Source organism: Paenibacillus hebaui, assembly GCF_051934385.1.
In the GTDB taxonomy this organism is placed as follows: domain Bacteria; phylum Bacillota; class Bacilli; order Paenibacillales; family Paenibacillaceae; genus Paenibacillus.
In genome coordinates, this window is the sequence record NZ_CP196836.1 from 4,114,362 (window position 1) to 4,138,115 (window position 23,754).

Annotated in this window: 24 protein-coding genes and 1 pseudogene; 3 read left to right on the forward strand and 22 right to left on the reverse strand. The window is 41.9% G+C overall.

Going from position 1 to position 23,754, the window contains the following annotated elements; translation table 11 throughout:
• Positions 1–68: 68 nt before the first annotated feature.
• On the reverse strand, positions 69–3,509 hold the full coding sequence (metH, locus tag ACR32F_RS18180; RefSeq protein WP_440109383.1) for a methionine synthase: 3,441 nt from the start codon (positions 3,507–3,509) through the stop codon (positions 69–71).
• A 179-nt stretch (positions 3,510–3,688) separates the two neighbouring features.
• Between metH and ACR32F_RS18185 the strand changes: the two genes are divergently transcribed.
• Entirely contained in the window at positions 3,689–4,234 is a 546-nt protein-coding gene (locus ACR32F_RS18185; protein ID WP_440109385.1) for an acireductone dioxygenase, read from the forward strand.
• Between the two features lie 92 nt (positions 4,235–4,326).
• On the opposite strand, the gene ACR32F_RS18190 is transcribed toward ACR32F_RS18185, so the two are convergent.
• From ACR32F_RS18190 to ACR32F_RS18225, 8 genes are all read right to left on the reverse strand, one after another.
• Entirely contained in the window at positions 4,327–5,001 is a 675-nt protein-coding gene (locus ACR32F_RS18190; RefSeq protein WP_440109387.1) for a GntR family transcriptional regulator, read from the reverse strand.
• A 109-nt stretch (positions 5,002–5,110) separates the two neighbouring features.
• Complete coding sequence (locus ACR32F_RS18195) at positions 5,111–6,739, reverse strand: ABC transporter substrate-binding protein (protein ID WP_440109389.1); 1,629 nt, start codon at positions 6,737–6,739, stop codon at positions 5,111–5,113.
• Positions 6,740–6,814: 75 nt separating this feature from the next.
• Entirely contained in the window at positions 6,815–7,687 is an 873-nt protein-coding gene (locus ACR32F_RS18200) for a carbohydrate ABC transporter permease (protein WP_440109391.1), read from the reverse strand.
• A 12-nt stretch (positions 7,688–7,699) separates the two neighbouring features.
• Positions 7,700–8,629 carry an ABC transporter permease gene (locus tag ACR32F_RS18205; protein WP_440109393.1) on the reverse strand — a complete coding sequence of 310 codons (930 nt, stop codon included), beginning with the start codon at positions 8,627–8,629 and terminating at the stop codon, positions 7,700–7,702.
• A gap of 588 nt (positions 8,630–9,217) precedes the next feature.
• Complete coding sequence (locus tag ACR32F_RS18210; protein WP_440109395.1) at positions 9,218–10,009, reverse strand: HAD family hydrolase; 792 nt, start codon at positions 10,007–10,009, stop codon at positions 9,218–9,220.
• A gap of 28 nt (positions 10,010–10,037) precedes the next feature.
• A complete protein-coding gene (locus ACR32F_RS18215) occupies positions 10,038–10,547 on the reverse strand; it encodes a hypothetical protein (protein WP_440109397.1) in 510 nt (169 codons plus the stop codon).
• Between the two features lie 126 nt (positions 10,548–10,673).
• A complete protein-coding gene (locus ACR32F_RS18220; protein WP_440109399.1) occupies positions 10,674–10,883 on the reverse strand; it encodes a DUF896 domain-containing protein in 210 nt (69 codons plus the stop codon).
• Between the two features lie 95 nt (positions 10,884–10,978).
• Positions 10,979–11,356, reverse strand: a complete 378-nt coding sequence (locus ACR32F_RS18225) for a LysM peptidoglycan-binding domain-containing protein (protein WP_440109401.1) — start codon at positions 11,354–11,356, stop codon at positions 10,979–10,981.
• A 293-nt stretch (positions 11,357–11,649) separates the two neighbouring features.
• Here ACR32F_RS18225 and lexA point away from each other — a divergent pair, with 293 nt between their 5' ends.
• Positions 11,650–12,276, forward strand: coding sequence for a transcriptional repressor LexA (gene lexA / locus ACR32F_RS18230; protein WP_024630400.1), 627 nt, complete (start codon positions 11,650–11,652; stop codon positions 12,274–12,276).
• A 116-nt stretch (positions 12,277–12,392) separates the two neighbouring features.
• Here the strand turns inward: lexA and ACR32F_RS18235 are convergent, their stop codons facing one another.
• Both ACR32F_RS18235 and ACR32F_RS18240 read right to left on the reverse strand, forming a co-directional pair.
• The gene (locus tag ACR32F_RS18235) at positions 12,393–13,694 is read right to left on the reverse strand and encodes an aldehyde dehydrogenase (RefSeq protein WP_440109404.1); all 1,302 of its coding nucleotides are present in this window, start codon (positions 13,692–13,694) and stop codon (positions 12,393–12,395) included.
• 273 nt (positions 13,695–13,967) lie between these two features.
• Positions 13,968–14,180: pseudogene (locus tag ACR32F_RS18240) on the reverse strand (hypothetical protein); the annotation flags it as partial.
• Positions 14,181–14,959: 779 nt separating this feature from the next.
• On the opposite strand from ACR32F_RS18240, the gene ACR32F_RS18245 reads away from it, so the two are divergent.
• On the forward strand, positions 14,960–15,427 hold the full coding sequence (locus ACR32F_RS18245; protein WP_440109406.1) for a hypothetical protein: 468 nt from the start codon (positions 14,960–14,962) through the stop codon (positions 15,425–15,427).
• A gap of 315 nt (positions 15,428–15,742) precedes the next feature.
• On the opposite strand, the gene ACR32F_RS18250 is transcribed toward ACR32F_RS18245, so the two are convergent.
• From ACR32F_RS18250 to ACR32F_RS18300, 11 genes are all read right to left on the reverse strand, one after another.
• Entirely contained in the window at positions 15,743–15,865 is a 123-nt protein-coding gene (locus tag ACR32F_RS18250; RefSeq protein WP_440109408.1) for a hypothetical protein, read from the reverse strand.
• The gene (locus ACR32F_RS18255) at positions 15,866–16,393 is read right to left on the reverse strand and encodes an accessory gene regulator B family protein (RefSeq protein WP_440109410.1); all 528 of its coding nucleotides are present in this window, start codon (positions 16,391–16,393) and stop codon (positions 15,866–15,868) included.
• Positions 16,341–17,048, reverse strand: a complete 708-nt coding sequence (locus ACR32F_RS18260) for a hypothetical protein (protein ID WP_440109412.1) — start codon at positions 17,046–17,048, stop codon at positions 16,341–16,343. The genes ACR32F_RS18255 and ACR32F_RS18260 overlap by 53 nt, the downstream gene beginning before the upstream one ends.
• 185 nt (positions 17,049–17,233) lie before the next feature.
• Entirely contained in the window at positions 17,234–17,575 is a 342-nt protein-coding gene (locus ACR32F_RS18265; RefSeq protein ID WP_440109414.1) for a hypothetical protein, read from the reverse strand.
• A gap of 167 nt (positions 17,576–17,742) precedes the next feature.
• Positions 17,743–18,288, reverse strand: a complete 546-nt coding sequence (locus ACR32F_RS18270) for a hypothetical protein (protein ID WP_440109416.1) — start codon at positions 18,286–18,288, stop codon at positions 17,743–17,745.
• Positions 18,269–18,427 (reverse strand): hypothetical protein, encoded by a 159-nt coding sequence (locus tag ACR32F_RS18275; protein ID WP_440109417.1) that lies wholly within the window; start codon positions 18,425–18,427, stop codon positions 18,269–18,271. The genes ACR32F_RS18270 and ACR32F_RS18275 overlap by 20 nt, the downstream gene beginning before the upstream one ends.
• Positions 18,428–19,201: 774 nt before the next feature.
• Positions 19,202–19,354, reverse strand: coding sequence for an IS3 family transposase (locus ACR32F_RS18280; RefSeq protein ID WP_440109419.1), 153 nt, complete (start codon positions 19,352–19,354; stop codon positions 19,202–19,204).
• Positions 19,355–19,717: 363 nt separating this feature from the next.
• Positions 19,718–20,035, reverse strand: coding sequence for a lipocalin family protein (locus ACR32F_RS18285; protein WP_440109421.1), 318 nt, complete (start codon positions 20,033–20,035; stop codon positions 19,718–19,720).
• Positions 20,036–20,066: 31 nt separating this feature from the next.
• Complete coding sequence (locus ACR32F_RS18290; protein WP_440109423.1) at positions 20,067–21,071, reverse strand: zinc metalloprotease; 1,005 nt, start codon at positions 21,069–21,071, stop codon at positions 20,067–20,069.
• Between the two features lie 41 nt (positions 21,072–21,112).
• Positions 21,113–21,976, reverse strand: coding sequence for a M28 family metallopeptidase (locus tag ACR32F_RS18295; RefSeq protein WP_440109425.1), 864 nt, complete (start codon positions 21,974–21,976; stop codon positions 21,113–21,115).
• Positions 21,977–22,689: 713 nt separating this feature from the next.
• Positions 22,690–22,941, reverse strand: a complete 252-nt coding sequence (locus tag ACR32F_RS18300; protein ID WP_440109427.1) for a hypothetical protein — start codon at positions 22,939–22,941, stop codon at positions 22,690–22,692.
• Positions 22,942–23,754: the final 813 nt, after the last annotated feature.

Genomic DNA, 23,754 nt, shown 5'->3' on the forward strand with positions numbered 1-23,754 from the left:
GCACCTCTTTCTGCTGCCAGCAAAAAGCCTCCGACAATGCGGAGGGCTTTGCCTGACTATCTACTCAATTAAGCCTTTTCCACGTTAAAATACTTCGCTTGCGGATGGCTGAACACCATCGCCGATACGGATGCTTCAGGTTCCATCATGAAACCTTCCGTCAATTCCACACCGATATCCTCAGGCTGCAGCAACTTGAATAGAGGCCCCTGATCTTCCAAATCCGGACACGCCGGATATCCAAAGGATACCCTTATCCCCTGATAACGCGCACCGTGACGTTGCTTCATGGTCATCTGTGCAGAATCTGGGAATCCCCAAATGTCTCTCATCATATGATGGACCCGTTCAGCTAACCCCTCTGCTACTTCAAGCGCTACGGATTGCAGAGCATGTGAACGTAGATAATCCCCATGATCTTTCCAAGCAGTTGATAGCTCACGCACGCCATGTCCGGCAGTGACAACCATGAAACCAACGTAATCCATTTGGCCGGATTCTACGGGCTTCAAGAAGTCGGACAGGCACAAGAATGGTTCAACTTTTTGGCGTGGGAACGTAAAAGTATGCAAAATATTGCTGGTATTCTCCGGGTCATAGATGATGACGCTGTTACCACTAGACTGAGCCGGGAAGAAACGATACATGGCATGCGCCTGAATAATTCCGTCACGAACAGCCTCTTGCATAATCTCATCCACTACCGCTTTCAGGTTGGTTGCCTTGGGATCACCGGAAGCAAGTAATTGCTCAACCGAACCACGCAAACCGAGATGATGACCGAGCAACATCTGCATGTTCACATAAGGTAAAATGTGCGACAGCGGATAGTTGCGCATCGTATGCCGTTCCAGATCCGGTGGAATAAGTACCGGATTGTCTATGGCAATATCCGAACGCTCTACGCGTGTAAGTTCTGGAAGTGGTTGAGCGGTTTCTGCACCGGAAGCGTCAGCCGCTTTCTCTGCCTCCATCTCCAGTTGCATCACCTCGCGTGTGCTTGGATTCATCAGCTTGTTAGCGAGATCTAGGCCGTCCATTGCATCTTTTGCATATACAACCATGCCGTTATATTCGGGACGTATCCGATTTTTGGTGAATTTGCGTGTCAATGCCGCTCCACCAACCATAATAGGTACATCAATACCCGCTGTGCGTAAATCCTGAGCTGTAAGAATCATCTGCTGCGCTGATTTCACCAATAGACCGGATAGGCCGATCGCATCGACTTTTTCTTCTCTGTACGCCTCGATAATTCGCTCTGGTGGTACTTTTATACCCAAATTAATGATCCGGTAACCGTTATTGGACAGGATGATCTCCACCAGGTTTTTACCGATGTCGTGTACATCGCCCTTCACCGTCGCCAGCATAATCTTCCCTTTTACCGATGTCTCATTCTTCTCCATGTATTGCTCCAGAAAAGCCACCGAAGCCTTCATAACCTCCGCGCTCTGCAATACCTCTGCTACAATCAACTCATTGTTGTTAAACAGTCGCCCTACTTCTTCCATGCCCCGCATCAGCGGACCATTGATCACTTCAAGGGCTGTGTATTTGGTAAGTGCCTGCTCCAGATCGGGCAACAAGCCTTCTTTACTTCCTTCAACAACATATGATCCAAGTCGTTCTTCTAACGACAGGTTCGAAATTTTTTCTTTTTTCTCAACCTTCTTGTTACGGAAGGCGGCTACGAAAGCTGCAAGTGTTTCATCATTCGTATTGTATAACAGTTCTTCCGAGAGTCTGCGCTCCATGTCCGGAATGGAAGCGTAACGCTCCAGTTTCTCCGTGTTAACGATCGCATAGTCAAGACCTGCTTTGGTACACTCATACAAAAATACGGAGTTTAACACTTCACGGCCTGCCTCTGGCAGTCCAAATGAAATGTTACTAATCCCCAGAATGGTATGACACTCAGGCATGGACTCTTTAATGACGCGAATACCTTCAATGGTTTCTTTGGCTGAACCAATATACTGTTCATCTCCTGTACCTACCGGGAACACCAAGGTATCAAAGATCAGGTCTTCTGCCTTTAGTCCATATTTGTTCACCAGCAGATCGTAAGATCGCTGGGCTACCTCCAGCTTGTCCTCACGACTAATCGCCTGACCACGTTCATCTATCGTTCCGACAACGACAGCACCCCCGTATTTATGCAGGAGCGGTGTGACCAGTTCGAACTTCTCCTCACCGTCCTCAAGGTTAATGGAGTTAATGATCGCTTTACCTTGAGAGTACTGCAGGGCCAGGTCGATGACGGCTGCATCTGTCGTATCAATCATGAGTGGCACCTTTACTTTTTTGACAACAAGTTCAAGAAACTTCACCATGTCTTCCGCTTCCTCACGGTCCGGGTCCTGAACACAAACATCTACAACATGTGCCCCATTTTTTACCTGAGCCCGGGCAATCTCCGAAGCTTCCTCATATTTGCCTTCAACAATAAGGCGCTTAAATTTCCGTGATCCAAGCACGTTCGTGCGTTCACCGACCATGTATGGACGATTGTCCTGCTCAACGTAGACTGGATCAATTCCTGACAATGCAGGTGGATGAGTTCCGTTCAGATCTCTTGGGGGGTACTTGGCAAGTGTGTCGCGCATTGCCCGAATATGTGCTGGTGTTGTTCCACAGCAACCACCGGCAATGTTCAACCATCCCTGTTCAGCAAAGGCACCGATTTTCTGAGCAAGTGACTCAGGTGATTCATGGTAATTACCGTCCTCATCTGGAAGACCTGCATTTGGATAACAACTGACCGCAACCGACGCCATCCCGGAAAGGGATCGAATATGGTCACGCATAAACTCAGGACCTGTAGCGCAGTTTAGTCCTACCGAAATTGGGTTAAGGTGTTCAAGGGATATATAAAAGGACTCAATGTTCTGACCGGCAAGGGTCGTTCCCATCGGTTCTATCGTTCCTGAGATCATGAGAGGAAGTTGGATACCACTCTGTTCGAATGCTTGCTGGATTCCAATGCTACCTGCTTTTACATTAAGGGTATCCTGCGAGGTTTCAAGCAGTAACGCATCAACGCCTCCCTCGATTAAAGCAAGCGCTTGCTCGAAATAACTGTCGATGAGTTCCTGGAACGTCACCCCACCGGTTACAGACAGCGTTTTGGTTGTTGGTCCCATTGCACCCACCACATAACGCGGAGACTCAGGTGTGGAGAAACGATCCACGGCAGCTTTCGCAATTCTGGCTGCTTCCAGATTGATCTCACGTGCACGGTCCTGAATATCGTATTCAGCGAGTACAACAGAAGTCGCACCAAATGTATTGGTCTCAATTAAATCCGCACCGGCTTCCAGATAATCTTCATGAATACGCTGAATCAGTTCTGGACGCGTAAGTACAAGCATTTCATTACATCCATCCAGGTCTTCTCCGCCAAAATCTGCGCCTGTGAGATCAACCTGTTGAATCATGGTCCCCATTGCACCGTCGAGGATTAATATTCGTTGTTTTAATGCATCGTGTAGACTAAGCTTATCCAATATCTTCACCCCCGCAAAACGTTAAATATTAGTTTAACAGAAACTAACTTAATGTGAAAGATCGGTTTTGTTCAATAGGGTGGCGGGTTTATGTGAATTCGGAATGAATTTGCGAATCGACAAAAACAGAGGAATCCGATATAATAGCGATTAAACCAAGTGGAAAAGAGGGAAAGAACATGGCTGAAATTGTAATCCGAAATACGAACGAACGTATCACTGGAGACGAAAATGTTCGAAATTTCTTAGACAAATATGAAGTGTTATATGAAAAGTGGGACGCATCCAAATTGAACGCCGATCTGCAGAACAACTTTGGATTGACTGAGGATCAGAAAACTAAAGTTCTGGAAACGTATGATTATGAGATCAGAGACTTGGCCGCACGTCGTGGATACCAAATCTGGGATGTTATCACCTTGTCTGATGAAACACCGGACATTGAAGCTAAACTTGCCAAGTTTGAAGAGATCCACACCCACGCTGAAGATGAAATCCGTGCAATCGTTGCCGGTAAAGGAATCTTTGTTATCAAAGCTACAGACGATGTAGGTTATTTTAATGTAGAATTGTCTCCTGGGGACGTTATTTCAGTTCCTGAAAACACACCACACTTCTTCACTTTAATGGAGAACAAACAGATTATTGCTGTTCGTCTGTTTATCGAAAAAGATGGTTGGATCGCAGATCCATACCCGGATCCTACATTTATCAAACAAGCCTAATTCTACCGTTTGGTGATATATTTCAATATGCAAACCCCCTGTTCGTTTGAACAGGGGGTTTGCATATTGAAATATTATACAACACTTGTGCACTATATAAAATAATGCGGATATTTTGCCTTTATCGTCTCCTGTTCAACGACAACAAGTCTAAGATGAGCTTCCATGACTTCAACAGCTTGATCAGTCTCTCGTTCTGTGATAAGACGGTAGATCTCTTTGTGTTGCGAAATAATAACCTCTGCATTGGAATCTTCAGACAGGCGCAATAAACGAAGGCGATTGAATGGAATATTGAGTTGCTGCAACATTTTCCACGTTCTCATCTTCCCCGTGCCCTGAAACAATATTTGATGAAACTCTTCATCCAATTCAAAAAGTCTATAAAAATTATTTTTTCCTATGCAGACTTCCTGCATTGCAATATTGGTTTCAAGCCTGAATCTGAATTCCTCTGGAAAAGATGCGCAAGCCAGAGTGACGATTTCCTTCTCCATTTTTTCTCTCATGAATCGGCCTTCCTCAACGTGCTCCAGATTAATGTGGGAAACAATGGTTCCACTCTGTGGAATAATATCCAGTAGTTCCTCTTCAGCAAGTTTCATGAATGCTTCACGCACAGGCGTTCTACTCACTTGCAATTCGTCAGCAATTTCCTTTTCTGAAATCTTGGTACCAGGCTTCAGTTCAAGGTGGAGGATTCGTTCTTTTAACAGATTGTATGAATATGCCCGGGTCGAGCCTCTAATTTTTTGATTAAGTGACATTCCTTAACCTCTTCCTCTCAGCCGTATTCATTCATCTTAGCACAAATTACCGCTTCACTTAAATATTACGAGTGAAACGGTAACCCAGCCAATCTAAGCCACTTTTCTTCTATTGCTTGTTTGCTTTATAGTTTTTGTACGTATCATTTGCAAGCTTCAGGTAATTAGACAAGCCTTGACTCTCCAATTCTTTAACAAAGGTATCATATTCGGATAACTTCCGTTCTCCTAATATAAATTTGAGCGTATTCTGATCCGAATAGTCCTTCAATGGTGTACTAAGAAGTGTCACTCGTTCGCGATCCTCAGAAGAATAAGGAATTGGCGGTTCAGCCGGAATTACTTCCTTTGTATCTTTCATGTCTTGCTGGAATTTCAACTCTTCTTCACTAAACATGGATTGCAGCAAATCTGTGGTTCCTCCATACGCAAACACACCACCAGAGAAACCATAGTCAATACGCAAGTCCTTCGTGCCTTTTGGATTCAAGCCATTGTAATTGACGCCTTCTGCCAACTTACGTGTACCATTTTCTTTAGTGAAGGTTTCCCCTTCTACACCCCACTTGGCAAACTCTTGGCCTTCATCACTATAGTAGAGCCAGTCGATAAACTGCAGAGTTGCTTTAAAATATTCACTGTCTTTAATTTTCCCGGAAAGCATGACACCGTTTTCAAGTCTTGAGCCAGACATCAGTTGGCCTTTAGGACCACCCGGAACCGTAATTTTCGCAACAGAGAATTTTCCTTCTCCCAATGTTTTGTTCATATCATTTCTATGCAATACAAGCGTTTGGGAATTGCCGTTAATCATAAAAGATTTGCCGGATACAAATTTTTGAGTAGCTTGATCATCGTCTTGCGTGAAGCTTTCCTTATCCAGTAGTCCTTCGGATACCAGTTTGTTAAAGTACGTTAACATCTCCTTATATTCCGGTGTTGTAGCGGTGTAAACAAATTCATCCTTGTCAGCCTGGTACGTCAGGCCGTTTCCGAAGCCCCATCCACCTTTTGTACCAAAGCCAATAGATGCAATACCCAACGTACTATTGAACTTGAACCGATCGGAGAACGGGATAGAATCTGGATAAACTTCCTTCAGCTTTTTGGCTGCATTATACAGTTCATCCCATGTCTTGGGAATAGCGATATTGTTTTTTTCAAAAACATCTGTTCTAACAATGAGCGTGTAGTCAGGCCAAACCTCTTCATGCATGCCCGGAAGCACGTAATACTTCCCATCCTCTTGTCGCAGTCCCTCCAGTTCGTCCTCAAGCCCCCACTTCTCTACCTTATCTTTGAAATTTGGCATCAAGTCCACATAATCACTCACTGGCAAAATCGCACCTGAAGATACAAAAGCAGACTCTTCACCCGGATATGTCTTAGGAATAACCAGTGGAGCGTCGCCAGAACTGATCAAAAGAGATCTCTTCTGAGGATAGTCGCTCATCGGTACGATGGTAGGGTCCAGCGTTACTCCAGTCATTTCGGTGATTTTTTGGAAAAGCATCCAATCCTTTTTGTACGGGTATGAAGGCTGATCACTGTATAGGATGGACAGATCAAACGGCTCCGTGGCTTTAAATGTGTCCCCTACTTTGTAGGATTCCATGGCCCCTTTGGATTCAGGTTCAACTTTTTCTCCGCCCGTGCCGCTACTGCATGCCGCCAAAACAACACTCATCATGGTTGCCAACACCATCTTGCCTACAAGCTTCCGTGGTCTCAGTTTCATTCAATTCTCCCCCTGCATATGGTTTAGATTGACCTTACACATCATGATGATGTGTAAGCTTGATATATCTGGTGACTACTGTTTCACAGATCCCAGCATGATACCGGTTACAAAGTATCTTTGAACAAATGGATAGATCGTAAGGATTGGTAAAATAGTCAATACCATCGTTACCGATTTAATATTTGCAGCAATCTGGGTCAGGTTATCGGCTGAGGTCGCACCGGCTGATGCTCCACTCGTTGCCCCTGCAATCATATTGCGCAAATAAATAGTTACCGGGAACAACTCTTTCTTATCCAGGTACAGGAAGGCGGGGAACCATGAGTTCCAATGACCGACTGCGTAAAACAGGACCATCGTCGCCATAACTGCTTTACTGAGTGGTAAAATGATGCGTAATAATATGCCATAGGTATTCAGTCCATCAATTGCGGCAGCTTCCTCCAGTTCTTCCGGCATGTTTTCGAAAAATGATTTCATGATTAACATGTTGTATATGCTGATCGCACCAGGGACAACCAACGCCCACATGGTGTTGTTGAAACCAAGGGAATTAATCAAAACGTAGTTAGGAATGAGTCCGCCACTGAAGAACATCGTAAACACAGCGAACATAGTCAAAAACTTGCGGCCCATCAATCTTTTTTTAGACAAGGCGTACGCAAATATCGTAGTCATGAACATCGAAATCAGCGTACCTACCACCGTATAGATAATCGTATTTTTATAATTGGTCCAAAACATGGTGTCACGGGAAATCATCTTGTACGTCTCCACATTGAACCCTCTAGGGAACAGACTAACCTTGCCCGAATTGATGTAGGATTCACTACTAAAGGATTGAGCCACGACATTTAAGAATGGGTAGAGCGTAATAAACACCACGAATAGCAGAAAGATGACATTGAATACTTTGAACACTTTGTAGGATCTTGATTCCTGCATGATGCTCCTCCTTTACCATAAACTTCTTTGTGTCAGTCTGCGTGAGATTGCATTTACGGAGAACACCAGAATCAGACCGATAAGCGATTCGAACAAGCCAATTGCGGTAGCATAGCTGAAATTGCTAGATTCCAGTCCAACCCGATACAGGTATGTGGAGATCACGTCAGATGTTTCGTAAATGAGTGGATTGTACAGAAGCAAGATTTTCTCGAAACCAACTGCCAGGAAATTACCCATATTCAGAATCAACAAGGTAACAATCGTTGGCAAAATACCAGGAATGGTTATATATATCGTTTGCTTCCAACGGTTCGCACCGTCAATACGAGCAGCTTCATACAAAGAATCATCGATGGTCGTCAGAGCAGCCAGATACAGAATTGCTCCCCAGCCCATACCCTGCCATACCTCAGAGGTGATATAGACCGTTCTGAACCATTCAGCCCGCTGCATGAAAGGAATGTTATCTCCTGTAAAGAAAGCCACCATACCATTAATTGAGCCGTTCACTGCAGTCAGTTGCAGAATCATGCCAGCTACGATAACGATGGAGAGAAAGTGTGGTAGGTAAGATGCCGTTTGCACGAACTTTTTGAACCGTTTGCTCTTCACTTCGTTAAGCATCAGGGCAAAAATGATTGGCACTGGGAACGTGAAGAGTAACGCAAGTCCACCAAGCATCAGCGTATTACTGAAAACTCTCCAAAACGTAGGGTCCTCAATGAACATCTTAAAATATCGTAACCCGACCCAACTTTCTCCAAATATGCTTCCTCCAGGCACAAAACGTCTAAAAGCGATAATGTTACCAACCATCGGTCCATATTTGAAAACGATGAGGTAGATGATAGGAAGAATTAACAGTGAGTACAGCTGCCAATCTTTGCGGAACAGGGTTGCTGCCGTTCGTAATCTGCTCTCCTTACGTAAAGATGTCATGGTTAAAGTTCTTTTAGCAGTCTCCGACTCCATTTGTTATTCACTCCGATCCTTAACTTGATAAAGTAAAATCTAATTCAACTACAACTCCCATCTCTCTTTGTAGAAGACCATCAACCTGATTAACTTCACCCCCACCACGGAATAAATAACTCTGCGAATGTAAGCGATATCATTTTGATGTGCTATTTAGAATCACACAGTACGAGAGCCTTACCTTCATGCTGAAATCACTCATTAACTATTGCGATTCCCAAAATAAAAGTGTTCTCTCACTTATGTAAAGCGCTTACAATAAATATAAAAATAATATACAATTACTCCTGCTTCCATTCATTTTGGTAAGTCAAAAGATATTGTATTGGGATGATTCGCATACTAGTCATACTAGTATGTTAGTTATATTCTAATTCAGCTGTTTCATAATTTCAATAACTTTTTGAAAAAAAATATGTCTTACATTAACACGATTGTAGTTCTAAGGCACTTTCCATAATAAAAAACATTGATAACTTCATGAATGATTCATCACTCATGAAAGCCATCAATGTTTTCGGGTATAGAGAAAAAGAGCTATGATGCATCTACTCAGAAATTAGCAATAAGACGTTCTAATTCTGATAAATGCTTAATTTCATGGTCAGGCGTATAGGATTCTGTGTTGCCTTTATTCTCACGATTAATCCATACGGATTGGATCCCTGCGGATAAAGCTCCACGAATATCAGTCGTAAGCTTATCTCCCACCATCATGCTTTCTTCGGGTTTCACACCGAGCTTACTCAAGGCATGTTCAAAAATGGAAGGGTCCGGTTTTCCTTTACCAAAGGTACCCGAGATAATAATCTCATCAAAGAAAAGAGCCAATTCAGGAACCCCGTCCAGCTTCTCTTGTTGCAAAGCGGGACAACCGTTGGTTAACAGCAAAAGTTTGAACTTCCCTTGTAAATGGCGCAGGGTATCCATTGTTTCCTCATAGACATGGGGTCTGGATCTCCGCTCTGCCCCAAACTGTGAAGCTAGCCGTTCAGCCAGATCTTCCCGATCTACTCCCAGCTTTAACAGACCACGATGCCAAGACTCTTTACGATACGCGGGAGCAAGTTGCTCCAACTTGCGGAACTCCGGCTGATCCCCACCCGTAAAGTTAGCCCAAAGACCTTCAAACGGGTTGATCCCAATCATTTTGGTAAACGGAAAGGTTTCATAGGACTCATAAAGACCGCGTGCCTCATTACGAACGGATTCTTCAAGTTCTTCAGGTTTAATCCCGGTCTCTTGCGATGCTATTAGGCAAGTCTCATGAAATGCCTCTCGAACACTGCGCTCATCCCATAACAAAGTATCATCCAGGTCGAACAAAATCGCTTTTAACGCCATTTCGATCATCTTCCCCTTTATGCAGTAATTACTTCTCGACGGTTTCCACGGTGATCTGGTGCGCTTTCGCAAATTTGAGAAGACGCTCAGCAATTGCATCCGTATCATAGCGGTTTAGCAATTTGGTAAATACCCATCTTTTACCACGACTGTTATGCTCAATAACGATGGAGCCTGGTTCAATTCTGAACTTGACAATATCATCAACCCCGATTGAACGCTCACGGTTCCCTTTTGTTGTCAAAATCCGGTTACTTCCAATTTTGATATACGGACGCCGGAGCATGAAGATGACTGCCAAAAATACGTACAACAGCATAGTGACCCAGTCCCAAGTTGTCATCGGTGCTTGTACAAGGAAAGTGCTCATAAACAGATACAAAAAAGCGAGTCCAATCAAAAAGATGGGAAACAGAAGACTTCGTCCTTTAAAGACATCTTCACCTGGTGTACCTGAAATCGGTTGACCATTTTTTTTGCGCTGATGATTCAACTGCTTTGAATTTTTCCGAACCGTTCTCTCGAACGAACGCGACATGTGAATCCCCCTTATGTGTTTTTGTATCGGCTTACATAAAATGAAAACCAATGCTTCCCCCTATAAATTGCCCACTCGAAATAACAGGAAGAAACCTAAATATCATAATGATATCATTAGGTTTCCTTAGTGTTTGAGTTTGCTCTGGTGGTCCTGATCATTCTCATCATCCACAATTTCAATGGTTTCCAGCTGCTGTCTGAAATTGCTGCGAATGTTGTTCAAGTAAATTTCTCTAAGCTTGGCACGTTCTGCAAGTTCTTCCTCCGATAATCCAGAGGACTTTTGCTTACGGGCCAATTCATTAATACGTGCTACCAGACTATCTATATCCAAGCTTGTCCCCTCCAAAAATACAAAGTCATATTAACTTTGCCATGATAAGGGCGCCTTGTCAAGTTGACACGCACTGGCACTCATTGATGTACATTTTATTCTGAGAATTGAGGCAAAACCAACACTTGTCCGACCTGAATTGAGGTTGTATGAAGTTGATTCACTTTTTTGATTGCTTCTATATATATACGTGTATCCATGTTATCCGGTTTGTGAGCCAAGGAAATGCTCCACAACGTTTCTCCTTGTGAAACTGCCATCTTGCCTCCAGGCAACAAATCGTTCTCATCCCCCGCAAAAACGGTTAGTACAGTACTGCATCCAATGAATATAATTAAGGACACCACCATTAATTTCAGCAACCAAGTCGAAACTTTACCTTGTACAAAAACGTTCTTGAAGTTCCCTATGTTTGTTTTGACCACTTCTGAATTAACCGGTTCATAAATACTTTGATAAGTAGAATATCTCATAAAACATCGACCTCCAAACGTTTGTTCCTATCTATTGAAATCAATATAGCACGAACACTTGTTTTGTTCAATAGAATTTTAGAACAATTGTTCGCTTTTTTTATTCATAATCTTCTTTATACTATCGTTTTAAAAATGGCTTTGTATTATTTGCTCTGCTCTACAGAAAGACATTAGCTCAAATCACACAAAAACATTGATTTCATAGCATTTTATTTAGAACTTATGTTTGTACGAACGGAGGTTCTATGTTATAATTTTCCCAAACGTTACTAAAATGGGGTTGATACGGTATGTCGAAGATATCCAGCAGGCAACAGGCTATTCTGGAGTTTATACGAAATGAAGTCCGGTTGAAGGGGTATCCTCCTTCCGTACGAGAAATTGGAGAAGCTGTTGGACTGGCTTCAAGCTCTACAGTACATGGACATCTGGATCGTTTGGAGAAGAAAGGTCTGATTAGACGTGACCCTACCAAACCAAGAGCCATCGAACTTTTGAGCCAGGAAGAGTCTGAGCACTCACATCAATTTGCTCACAGCGTTGCACGCATTCCTGTCGTTGGTAAAGTCACGGCAGGGGTTCCTATCACTGCTACAGAGAACATCGAAGACTACTTCCCTCTCCCTACACATTATGTAGGAGAGCAGAAAGTATTTATGCTTTCGGTCGTGGGAGACAGTATGGTTGAAGCGGGTATCGTTAACGGAGACTACGTTATTGTACGTCAACAGCAAACTGCTGATAACGGTGATATCGTGGTTGCGATGACTGAAGATGATGAAGCAACGGTGAAAACGTTCTACAAAGAAAAAGATCATATTCGCCTTCAACCGGAGAATTCGACCTTTGAACCTTTGCGTTTGAAGCACGTTAGCATTCTGGGAAAAGTCATTGGCCTTTTCCGTGATATTCATTAATATTTATCACCACAGATCAGATGTAATACAATGAAATACGCAAAGAGGTTGTCCTGATGATTCGGGATAACCTCTTTTTTACATATTAATTATTTCATTCATTGTATGCTGCCCCTCTACTCACTGCGTTTAAGGACACTCTTGTGATGAGAGAACACATCAAAGCTCTGCTGGCCATGGTATGAACCCATACCACTCTCTCCTACGCCACCAAACGGGAGATAATGAGAGGTCATATGAGATAGTGTATCGTTAATGCAACCTCCACCGAAGGATACTTGATTCAGCACCCGATTCTGTAGCTCCTCATCCTGAGTGAATAGATATAATGCCAGTGGTTTTGGACGACGCACAATCTCATTCAGCATCGGGTTGAGATCACTGTACTTGAATACAGGTAGAATTGGGCCAAAAATTTCTTCTTGCATAACAGGCGAATCCCAATTTACATCTCCCAGCACTGTTGGTTCAATGAGTAACTGGTCCCGTTCAGAACGACCACCGATCAGAGCATTACCGTCTTTGAGAAAAACCGCCAATCGATCAAAGTTACGAGCGTTCACAATATGCGGAAAATCAGCATTCTGCAACACATCATCTCCGAATTTATCCTTAATCTCTGCACCAATCAGATCTAATAGCTTATCATGTACCTTTTCATGAACAAGCAAGTAATCCGGTGCAACACAAGTTTGTCCGGCATTCAGAAATTTACCACGAACAATACGCTGAGCTGCCAGCTCCAAATCTGCATCCTCATATACAATGGCTGGACTCTTACCACCTAGTTCCAACGTAACAGGAGTCAAATGCTCTGCAGCTGCCTTCATAACAATGCGGCCGACACCAGTGCTACCTGTAAAGAAGATGTAATCAAATTTCTCTTTCAACAATGCTGTACTGGTCTCGACTTCCCCTTCCATAACCGTCACATACTCTTTAGGAAAAATCTCGTGAACCAGATCATAAGTCAGACGCGATACGGCAGGCGTTAATTCAGATGGCTTGATAATGGCACAGTTACCTGCTGCAATCGCTCCAATCAGTGGGCCAAAAGCCAGCTGGAACGGATAATTCCATGGTGCAATAATTAAAGCGACTCCATAGGGTTCAGGATAAATTGTACTTACGCCATCCGGCATAGCCGAATTTGTTGGAACAGATCTTGGTGTAGCCCATTCCTTCAGATGTTCCAATGCAAAATCCAATTCACCCAGTACGATGCGAATTTCGGAGCCATAAGCTTCTGCCTGGGATTTATTGAGATCAGTACGAAGTGCGTCCAAAATACGTTGCTGATACTTCTCAATTCCCTGTCTTAATTGTTGAAGAGCTCCAATGCGATATTCAATATTCTTGGTCTGACCTGTATAAAAAAATGTCCGCTGTTCTGTAACAAGTTGTTTCGCTTGATCCATATTAACATCTCCAATTAATAATCCAAAATTAAATTGCTGAAAATCAAATATATTATAACCTAATCATATGAAACTTTCAACATAATGAGATCATATGTAATTTGGAAAAATATGAACAACTCTTTTGTTGCAGAAGTATGGCGTTCATTAAGTAATAGTAGCAACTCTCATTGAGAGTGCAAAAAAAGCCCGATCAGTATAAACTGATGGAACTTAACTTTTTTAGTATTCACTTACCTCAAACGTCAGAACCCGATCAAATAGAATGCAGTACTAGCGGTTCTTGAACGGGCCTTAGTTGTTTCCATGCTTGTCAAGTGCATACGATGCCTTTCCGCTTCCAGCCTGCTAGACTTCATACCACCCGATAAAGTCATTCACTTCTTTCATACTTAAGTCAAATTCTATCTCGACTCCACTTGTCATGGTCACCACAAGATAGGCTCAGTTGCCTAAAGGTTGTTTTGGAGTTGTAGGCTCTTTAGGTGCAGGAATAGGTTGTTCTTCCTCATTTGAAGTAGCTGATGCTTCGTTGGAGTATTCGGTTTCAACACTATTAACTGTGGCAGCTACTCCAAAATAATAAGTAGTTCCGTTTGTTAATTTGGAATAATTAAGTATTCATATTCATGTGTTGTTGCTACAACGGTTTCTGTATAATTGCCTGGCTCAATTCCCATATCGCATTGTATAACTCTCTGCACTATTTACTATGCTTATTGGCCGCATCTGCTTTAATGTCAATAATAATGGGATTAGTTGTACCTATCGTAAGTTCACTTAGGTGAGCGCAAGAAGCTACTTCCTCTACTTCTACTTTTATCCCTTGGTATTCTCTTGGTGTAATTTCAATTGGATCAGTTATCGTAACCGTTCCATTTACATCTCTACCAACTGTTGTGGGAAACAACAATGAGAAATCGGTTAAAACAGTAGGTTAGATTACAAAAGAAAAACGAGGTTATACACTTTGCTCTTTTTTGTATTGTGCCTATATTAAAACTAATTTTTGCGCAATTTAAAAAACACTTTTTTATTATAACTCTTATTTCATGCAATATCATAAACATCAAATTCTATAATATTACCAATAAAAACAACATTTTACATTAATTTCATTTACAAATATAAATTATATATGGTATATTTACCCATGGTTGGCCAACCTAATTATGTAATAGTTTATTCGATATCTTTAATTTCAAATAACAACTTAAGACAGAATCTAAATTTTATTGGTTCTAGTATAATTGGGAGGTTTGAATATGAAAAGATTAAGAAAATTATCTGCTTCCGTTGCACTAGCAGTTGGTTTATTGGCATTCGGCTCTTCGTCAGCGTCCGCTGCTATTGGATGGGGCGACTCTTTTGAGACTGCTGAGGTTATGTATTCAAGCGTTAGTCAAAATTCCTCATACAATGCAACCGTTCGTTTAGATAGCATGAGTGATAATGATTATTATGTTGTAGACAACACAAATGGATCTTCTGTAATTTCATTTGGCGTTATTGCTACTCCACCAGCTAATTTCGATATTATTATGGGTGTTATTAAAATGGATGCAAGCGGTGCGATACTGTCCATTCAAATGGATAACTGGAATGGACCTGGTTACGCTGAGGCAATTGGTATGAGTGCTAAACCTGGTGAGAAGGTTTACTTCAGAATTATGGATAACGGCATCAACAACTACAACGAACCTTATACAATTCAATTCACAAGAACTAGCTAAATAATTATAGTCGATTTTTAAAGGCTCCCCAGCTCAAGTGCCGGAGAGCCTTTTTTTCATTTGTGTTACTTTATATGTATGATTCAATTTTTCATAATAAAGAGGCCTCTATTCAAAGAGCTACAATATGAACCCATCGTCGTTAGAACATGAAGTTTCCTGATCTCGTTTAAAAAATGAAACGTTATAGTTATTTGACAGCTTTCACATTTCGACACCCATATATCATTTTCCGAAAATTAAAAGCGCGGCCCATAAGAACCGTCGCTTCGCGCTTGTATTCCTATAATTTTACGTTCATTCATTTTGCAAATCTCACTTCTTTTTAAGCGCTTCTGGCATTTTCACTGCTCCTGCAATACTTTTGCGCTTTTTTGAAGATTTATTGGCGCCTTTGGTCAGGTCAATAGAAAAAACACGAGCTATTTTTTTATTCATTTAAACACCTCCTTTCTGTTTTGCCCATACTGGAAGTATGAGCAAGGATTGAATAAAGAAGGAAATCGTTATAATCGGCGACTGTACAATTAAACTACAAATCACAAGTGCGGTTGAAATCCATTTAAGCCAAGGGTCCCATACGGAAGGATTAACATATTCAAATTCATTAGGGGCATAAAGTAGCATGATCATAAGACTAAGAAGATTCAAAATTATCATTGTTTCATAGTTTAAGTCTACCAACGGAATTAGAGCCGCCACTAGTCCTGTTACGATAGAGCAGATTGTAATTGGCAAGTGAACACCGCCAGAGAATTTTCTTATAAACGCAAATGAGAACAATGCTATTAATGCACCAAAAAAATCCCCTAATAATAAACCAAAAATTGCAGTTAATAATAATCCAGTGTACCAATTAAGGCGTAGCCCTAACTCGTACTCCAAAATTTCTACTGTCCCAGGTCCATCTGGGTCAGACTCTTTTATTTCTATTGCGATACGCTTCGACAGCCTCTCTAATATCACCTTGTTCTCTCCTGTATGAAAAGTAACATGAAACACCAAAAGTCGGAAGTGTCATTAAAAATAGCCACATCGGATCAGCATTATACAATAATATTAGAGTCGCACTAATCGTTATTGAGGAAACAACTGTCCCTATTATGAAGGGTACATTTACCTTCGAAAAGTAATCCTCTTTGGTAATGAAATCGTGTGGTGGCTTTATAACGAAAGAGAACCCATAGTCGAACATATGAAATATAAAACAAATGAGATATACAACAAGTATGGATGACAATTGAAGAATGTTAACCATGCCTTCATTTTCCTGCAAAACTCCAATATGCATTATATCGAACCATTTGTACAAAAGAAATATGCCCATTTGAAGTGTCGCATAAGCTGATATTCCTGCCCCGGTAATAAATGCTGAAATATGAACTTTCAATTCCATCCCAAAGCGTAAAAAAATTATAAAGAAGATATATTGCAAAGGAAGATCTAGCTTTGCCGAGTCTAAAGTGATACGCATCATATATGAGAAAGACGCTATGAAAAAAGAAAAAGCAAACATTTTCCCCGCATACTCTCGAACCGGTAGCATGTATAGTTTTAGAATCAAAAGAAGCATTGCAAGCGCATCAAAAAAACCGAGAGTGATATAAATGACTGTGTTCAATCTGCACCATCCTAATTAAAATAACTTTAAAATTATTATAAAGGACGATGCGGCAATTACATAGCCAAAATCATACAAATGTCATAGAGATGCAGATATTATTCAGCAACAATCCCGAAGCGATACCCTTCACCTAACTTCAACTTAACATTATTTTCAACAGTGTTCAATCAAAAAATTCTCCTTTAATATTCAGCCCAATAATCTGTGTTTCCAGACGAAGGTGTACATTCAATCTTCGGACGTTTTCCCTCACGCTCCCAATCCTCCAAGAAGACGATATTAGCCTTATCTGAATTGTCTTCCCAATGTATTGATTCAGCAGCAACAACTGCATCCAGAGAGCCATTTACATCCTGCTCATGCTTGCCTATTAGTTGTATAAGATGCGGCAACATGTTAATAAACTTGGATTCATTGTATGTGAACACTCGTTCTTCTACCAACAACAGAAATACCCAGTCACGCAGACTAGGCACATTTATAGTTACACTGTCCGCTTCCGCCAGCGTCTGAACGCCACGCACTCTTGCAGCATAGAAAAGCCGGCTTCCAGAAACGCTTGGTTACGTTTCGAGCGGACTCTACGAACTTGATATATATTTGAGTATCCACATAGTTGTACGTCTCAGTAGAACCTTGATTCCTGGACAGTAATGTGAGCAACGTTTTTAATCCGGTTGCCCTCTGCGTATCAATAATATCGATCAATTTTTTTGATATCAATCATCAGGCCTGAATTCCCGCCCTTAAGGTACTCTACTTTTACGCTATCCCAATGAATCATGGCATCTTCTGGATTCAGCGAATTGAAATCCCCCATAATTTCACTCATACGTTCAGTCAAACACTGTTGCTGACCAGCAGGATTATTTTTATTTTGATTAGACATGTTTTTTAATAAAACTTCCTCAACTACGGATATATCCAGCCTTGGGTATCCCTGATTGTGAACAACGGCCTTCAAGTCCTGCAATACCTGTATATGAAAAAACACTGCTTGAAGAACCGGCAATATTGGTGTTCGTCCATACCGATCATCAATATTCGGATCGAACTCTTCATAGATGAATATCGGTGTATCAATCTTTTTATACTGTCCAAACCACTCTTCTCCAGTGCGAGGTCGTGGATTCTTGACGTATTGCCAATGCACACGTCGATTCGTTCCCTCTTCTCTCCTAACCAAATCGTCGCAGGGTCGACAGGTACGATATCGATCACATCGTACAGCGTTCATTCAGAACTTCTTCACCAGCACAAGCTTCACGTACCATGATCATAATCCGCTGAATTGTATCAAGCTTGTCCAGCGACCTTCCATGCAGATAACCCGGTGAAGGAAGTGGGGACTCGAACAAGCTTTTAATTGACTTCAACGATTTCTGTCCGGTCTTATCATCACTACCATTCTGTTTCTTGGCTGTAAACGTAAGTGGCGTATCCCCCATACGCAAAAGTTATAGAGTGCATGCGAATATCGGGATGAACAGACACAAGAATCTCAAGTAATTCCTCTGCTGTATGGTTTTGGAGTTTGGTCAGATCAATATTATTAGCACTCTGGTACTTTTTCGAGAGCCAATCGAATATATCCCATCGGGTTGAAGAACTTTGTGAGGTCATCCTGCCAAAACCCATCATCTGACGCTTTACCGCTGCCGGAAGAACCGAATTGCAAATGAATATATGACTTTATGATGCCATTTCAAATTTTTACCACCTTTCACTGCAAACTTCTATAAATACAGAATAACATCAGTTTTTTTCAGATTTACTACTGATTTTCTACTATATAAGTTAAACTAATCATTTACACGTTAACGGAGAGGATAGAAAAAACCTGGAAAAGCGAAGCTAAAAGCTTTCTGTAAGAAAGTTACTTCGGAAGCATACGCTTCGCCTTTATCCCCGGATTTTCCCTTGAGAAAAGGAAATCGAAAAAATCTGGGGATAACAGCGATTGGAAGGTTATTCTGTCATCGTAGTGTCAGTGTAAATAATCTTTAGTTCAACTTATATAGATAAACGATTACTCTCGCCATAGCAACCTTCCTTAGAAGATACTGCTGAACTCCTAAACAACCAAAAAAGATCAGGGAAAGTTTCCTGACCCTCTATATTCACTCTTTCTGCCACTACTCTGTCAACAGTTAATCAAAAACTTTTTTAAGGGCTGCGTTTCGATAAAGAACAGAAGGCATGTAGCCCACTGTTCCGTGAATACAATGTTTATTGTACCAATTTATATAATTAAAAAGCTCCAATTCCAGATGTTGAAGACTCTGAAAATCCATCTGACACACAAACTCCTCTTCATGACTTTGAACGTGGCTTCTGCCACCGCGTTATCGTAGGCACAGCCTTTCATATGGAGGGAACTGCTTATGTGGAAGGTTTTCAGAAACTCATCCATATCTTGATTTTTAAATTCACTTCACGATCGGTGTGAAACCACTAGATGTCACGTAATTCACCCTCCACCGTCGCAAAGGCTAGAGCCATCGGAGATCCGTTCTTGTGGGAATCTACACAATACTCTGATATAAAGCGAATTGAATTGAAACTGATACAATGATATAACAATTAAAACAAAGTGAAAAAAAACAAAATAAGAGGTATCCCAAGAAGCCATTTCATGGCTTTTGGGATACCTCTTTAGGGTCTGCCTACACTTTACGCACCTTCAGGATATCGTCTGAGCTTTCGGTAATTTCAATCTTATGTGGCGAGGAGCCTTCGCTATCGTAAGTGAATTTAATCCGGTTATTCTCCTCAAGCTTCCATTCCCCACTTATCGTGTCTAATCCGTCCCCACGAGCAGGAACCGATCGTTCGAAGGTACCGTCTGGCTTGATCTCCAGCCTGTCCCTTCCACGGGAGGGTGCGAAAGAATAGCCGGCAGGTCGAAAGACGGTGATGTCTTCGTCATCTTCTTCATACGAGTGCCGCCATATTCCAAAAACTTCCTTCTGAAGTTTCTTCATCCTTGGCCTCCATTCGAATATGTTCTAAAGATTAGTTATGAACCGGCTGATTCAGAAAGGATGAGCGAATCGTACTTAGGCAAATATCCATGCGGGCCACCTGATCTTTCGTGAACATATACATGGTGTCGTCGTCAACATAATCCATGTAGTTCATGAACATATCCCCATAGGGGCCGTTATTACAGCTGATGTGGGGGTATTCAGGTTTTCCAACGTTAAACTGGCCTTGATTGGGGGTATCATCTATTTTGTCGGATTTACTGCATTCGTCCTCCCATGGCTTTTCATCACCCCAAATGTGGTACAGGTCCAGCCAATGCCCGATTTCGTGCGTGGCTGTACGACCCAAGTTATAAGGGTTATTAGGCAAATTAACCGTCCCGGTGGTGCCAAAAGCACTAGTCATAATGACAACGCCATCCGTCTTGGCCGCACCTCCAGGAAATTGGGCATAACCTAGAATTCCATCTTGGACTCCTTGCTTGATCTGTCTACATACCCAAAGGTTAAGATAACGGCCGGAAGGCCAAGCATCGCTGCCTCCATTTGCCGAGAACTTCACATCATCCTCGTTAACATCAAAACTATTTTTATTCGATTGAGTCCGTGTAATACCATCCGTAGGATTTCCGTTGGGATCTGTAGAAGTCAGCTTGAATTCTATCCGTGCATCGGTTACAAGTGGCTTCCACACATCGGGCACCTTGGACACGTCGCTATTTTTTTTGCGAAAATCACGGTTGAGCACATCGATTTGACTGTTGATTTGCTCTATTGAGATGTTCTCTTCGGGTAATTTCCAGACAACATGCACCACCACCGGAATGGTGACGACCTCACGGTTACTGGAACGGACATTACTGAGCGCAGCCATAACCGTCTGTTGCAGCTGCTTGCGGTTGTTTGCATACTCCGAGGAAGAGGCAAGCAACAAGCGGTGCTTTTCGTCAGTGGCACATCTTCTGTGGGATGGAACAGTAACTGGTGAAGCTTCGTTGGAACTGTCTGAGGCTTCTCTGTTGGAATCATTCAATGTGTTTACCTCCATGGATTAGATGATGTCTAGCTGTTGTATCAGAACGGCTGCTTCATTCTAAGAATGTCCGCGGCCAGGTCATAATGAATACGTTCTTCGGTATCCTTTTCAGAGTGTTCAAAAAGATTATGGTCGTCCGCCCCTTCGATGGTTAGGACCGCAGGGATTCCGGCATCCAGAAATGGTACATGATCACTTGCAAAAGGATTCAGCGATGTGTGGACTTGCAATGAGGTATAAGCAGAGGCAGCAGCCTGCAGACTCTCCATAAGGGTCACGGAAATAGCTGCGGCTTCAATTAAAACCGATGGAGGATTCACATTGATGCACCCGATCATATCCATATTGATTACCGCTTGAATACGATTTCGGTCTTCAGTTGTTAACTGCTCAATGTGATGCTTGCTTCCAAATAATCCTTGCTCTTCTCCTCCAAAAAGTACAAATCTCACATCATTCCTGAATTTGACTCCTGCCAATATCCGCGCAAGTTCAAGCACCCCTGCGCTTCCGCTGGCATTGTCATCCGCCCCTGGTGCTGGAGCAGCAATACCTAGCCCATTGTCTGCAAGATTCACTGAATCCAGATGGGCAGTAAGCAGGAATAACTTACGGGGTACTGTTCCTGAGCCGTTCTGCCCGGCGACAATATTCCAACTACCAATACCGTTGCCAGGAAGGGTGAATTGCTCAGTCAATTGATCATAACCCATCTTCTGAAATTGTTCTTTGCTCCACAGCGCTGCTTCTCTAAAGGATTCACTTGCTGAATGACGTGTAGGGTAAGTTGCCAGATGCTTTAAGACTGTGGCATATGACTCCTTGTCTATTCGCTGAACCAGATTTCGGATCTCAGGACTGTCAATTGCTCTGACTGTCTGCTTGTGAGTAACGCCCGGCATGTTATTCCAACCTCCTGTGTAGACTCATATCAAATGGGACGCCAAAGAAGCAGTTCTATTTATCCCTTAAAGAGGTAAGAATATTCATTCAATAAATGAAGATAACTATCGCCAGGGAGCTTGGCATCAACTACAGTTATGTATCCTGAACCTAGAAGCGGGCGCTGTATAGATCTGTTTATTCCGCCCCTTCCTTCTCTAGGAAAGCAGCCTGCCTGCCGCTTGCTGGTTTCGGTATTGACCTGGAGTAAGTCCCGTTCGAGCTTTAAGTTCTTGCTTAAGTAGCTTACATTCGCATACTCGATCTCCCGTCAGATCTCCTCGATGGAAAGGTAAGCTGCAGCTTGAGAAGCTCCATAACCCGGCTAATTCGGAACTGGATCAAATAGTATTTTATGGACATTCTTGTAACTCTTGAAGATGCGGCTTAAGTAGGATGAGTTGCACGTGTTCGGCGTACGTATTAAATCATTATCAGAGATTCCCTAACTATACTGTTATGAAATTCATCTGTATTAAAGAGGAATATCGAAGTTCCATATTGGAAAATCGACATTTCTCTTTTGAAAGTTTTACTTAGTGACACGCTTCCTGAAATGTTTAAACTCGGTATAGCTGCCTTTAGATATCTCGCGCTTGATCATCGAGGGGACAAACGAAAACGTAACAAATAAAAAAAGACCAACTCCGTGGCTTGCCCTTATTGATCATATTTAATTATTACGCACTCTAAGTGCATCCTCTAATAGAGAAACCAAATCGTTGTACCGGGGTACCGCAATTTCATTTACTTCAATCTTTGTGTAGTGTTCTGGAAGTTTGATATCTGAAGTAACTCTACTCAAATAGGCTTGACTTCCCAGTGCCTCTAATAAACTTGCTCCAGGAGTATTCTTCAAATGAAATTCAATCTCTTGCAAATCATCAAGGTCCAGGTGTAATGTGTCTTTGTTGACTTCGCGCATCTTATCCCTCCTCTCAGAACTATCATAATCAGATTCTGGAATTTACACCAAGTGAATTTGTGTTGAGTTGGTTACCGCGTTTGGGATACCCTCATATGCATGCGTAAGCTCATCCAGACACTGTTCTCCGCACTTCAAAAAGGAATGGTTCTGTAATTTAAAGCAAATGGGCTCAGAACAGTTCACATTCTTTCACATAAAGGCAAAATAAGGAGCCGCCCAAAGGCGACTTGCTTACTTTTAATTGTTAATCCCATTTTTATAGTTACCACTCATTCACTACTACAGTCTCGACATTCTAGAGTTACTCCCGCCTTTGTAGAACTGATGAATTTTCTTGTTTTCTGCTCGTTTTTATAACCCATACAGCCCAAACAGGGTACTCTTTTGCTTTATTTCTAACGAATGAGTAAAACCCATCAACAAAGTGTTCTTCAAAGTCACGCCTCCCTTTTTTCTTAAGTCCACTTTCGATAGTCAAGAAGGTTTTTCCTCTCAAAGGCAAAATAAAAAGCACCCCGAAGAATGCTTAGTCACTTGTCCCTATACTCTTGTCTGTCTTCTCAAAGATAGAAAAATATATTGATTTACTTATCGAATTATTCTTACGTGCACTTCTTCAATCTCGTTCCCATTAGCATCCACAACATTTACAATACCATGATCTTCCCAGTCCGCCACTTGAAAAGTGTAACTATATGCTGTTAATAGTCAATTACTACTAACCCCGAAAGAATCCTCTGCAAAGCCAGATTTATAATATGTATAATGACGTCCGTAAGTAGGGTTATAACCTAATTGGTAAGTTTGTCC

Excerpts from the sequence above, each read along its gene's own strand:
- ACR32F_RS18245 (WP_440109406.1), top strand. The coding sequence starts at position 14,960 with ATGAAAAGATTAAGAAAATTATCTGCTTCCGTTGCACTAGCAGTTGGT.
- lexA (WP_024630400.1), top strand. The coding sequence starts at position 11,650 with ATGTCGAAGATATCCAGCAGGCAACAGGCTATTCTGGAGTTTATACGA.
- ACR32F_RS18205 (WP_440109393.1), bottom strand. The coding sequence starts at position 8,629 with ATGACATCTTTACGTAAGGAGAGCAGATTACGAACGGCAGCAACCCTG.
- ACR32F_RS18210 (WP_440109395.1), bottom strand. The coding sequence starts at position 10,009 with ATGGCGTTAAAAGCGATTTTGTTCGACCTGGATGATACTTTGTTATGG.
- ACR32F_RS18285 (WP_440109421.1), bottom strand. The coding sequence starts at position 20,035 with ATGAAGAAACTTCAGAAGGAAGTTTTTGGAATATGGCGGCACTCGTAT.
- ACR32F_RS18250 (WP_440109408.1), bottom strand. The coding sequence starts at position 15,865 with ATGAATAAAAAAATAGCTCGTGTTTTTTCTATTGACCTGACCAAAGGC.
- ACR32F_RS18195 (WP_440109389.1), bottom strand. The coding sequence starts at position 6,739 with ATGAAACTGAGACCACGGAAGCTTGTAGGCAAGATGGTGTTGGCAACC.
- ACR32F_RS18190 (WP_440109387.1), bottom strand. The coding sequence starts at position 5,001 with ATGTCACTTAATCAAAAAATTAGAGGCTCGACCCGGGCATATTCATAC.
- ACR32F_RS18295 (WP_440109425.1), bottom strand. The coding sequence starts at position 21,976 with ATGCCGGGCGTTACTCACAAGCAGACAGTCAGAGCAATTGACAGTCCT.
- ACR32F_RS18270 (WP_440109416.1), bottom strand. The coding sequence starts at position 18,288 with ATGAACGCTGTACGATGTGATCGATATCGTACCTGTCGACCCTGCGAC.
- ACR32F_RS18235 (WP_440109404.1), bottom strand. The coding sequence starts at position 13,694 with ATGGATCAAGCGAAACAACTTGTTACAGAACAGCGGACATTTTTTTAT.
- ACR32F_RS18215 (WP_440109397.1), bottom strand. The coding sequence starts at position 10,547 with ATGTCGCGTTCGTTCGAGAGAACGGTTCGGAAAAATTCAAAGCAGTTG.
- ACR32F_RS18300 (WP_440109427.1), bottom strand. The coding sequence starts at position 22,941 with ATGCGCGAAGTCAACAAAGACACATTACACCTGGACCTTGATGATTTG.
- ACR32F_RS18185 (WP_440109385.1), top strand. The coding sequence starts at position 3,689 with ATGGCTGAAATTGTAATCCGAAATACGAACGAACGTATCACTGGAGAC.
- ACR32F_RS18225 (WP_440109401.1), bottom strand. The coding sequence starts at position 11,356 with ATGAGATATTCTACTTATCAAAGTATTTATGAACCGGTTAATTCAGAA.
- ACR32F_RS18200 (WP_440109391.1), bottom strand. The coding sequence starts at position 7,687 with ATGCAGGAATCAAGATCCTACAAAGTGTTCAAAGTATTCAATGTCATC.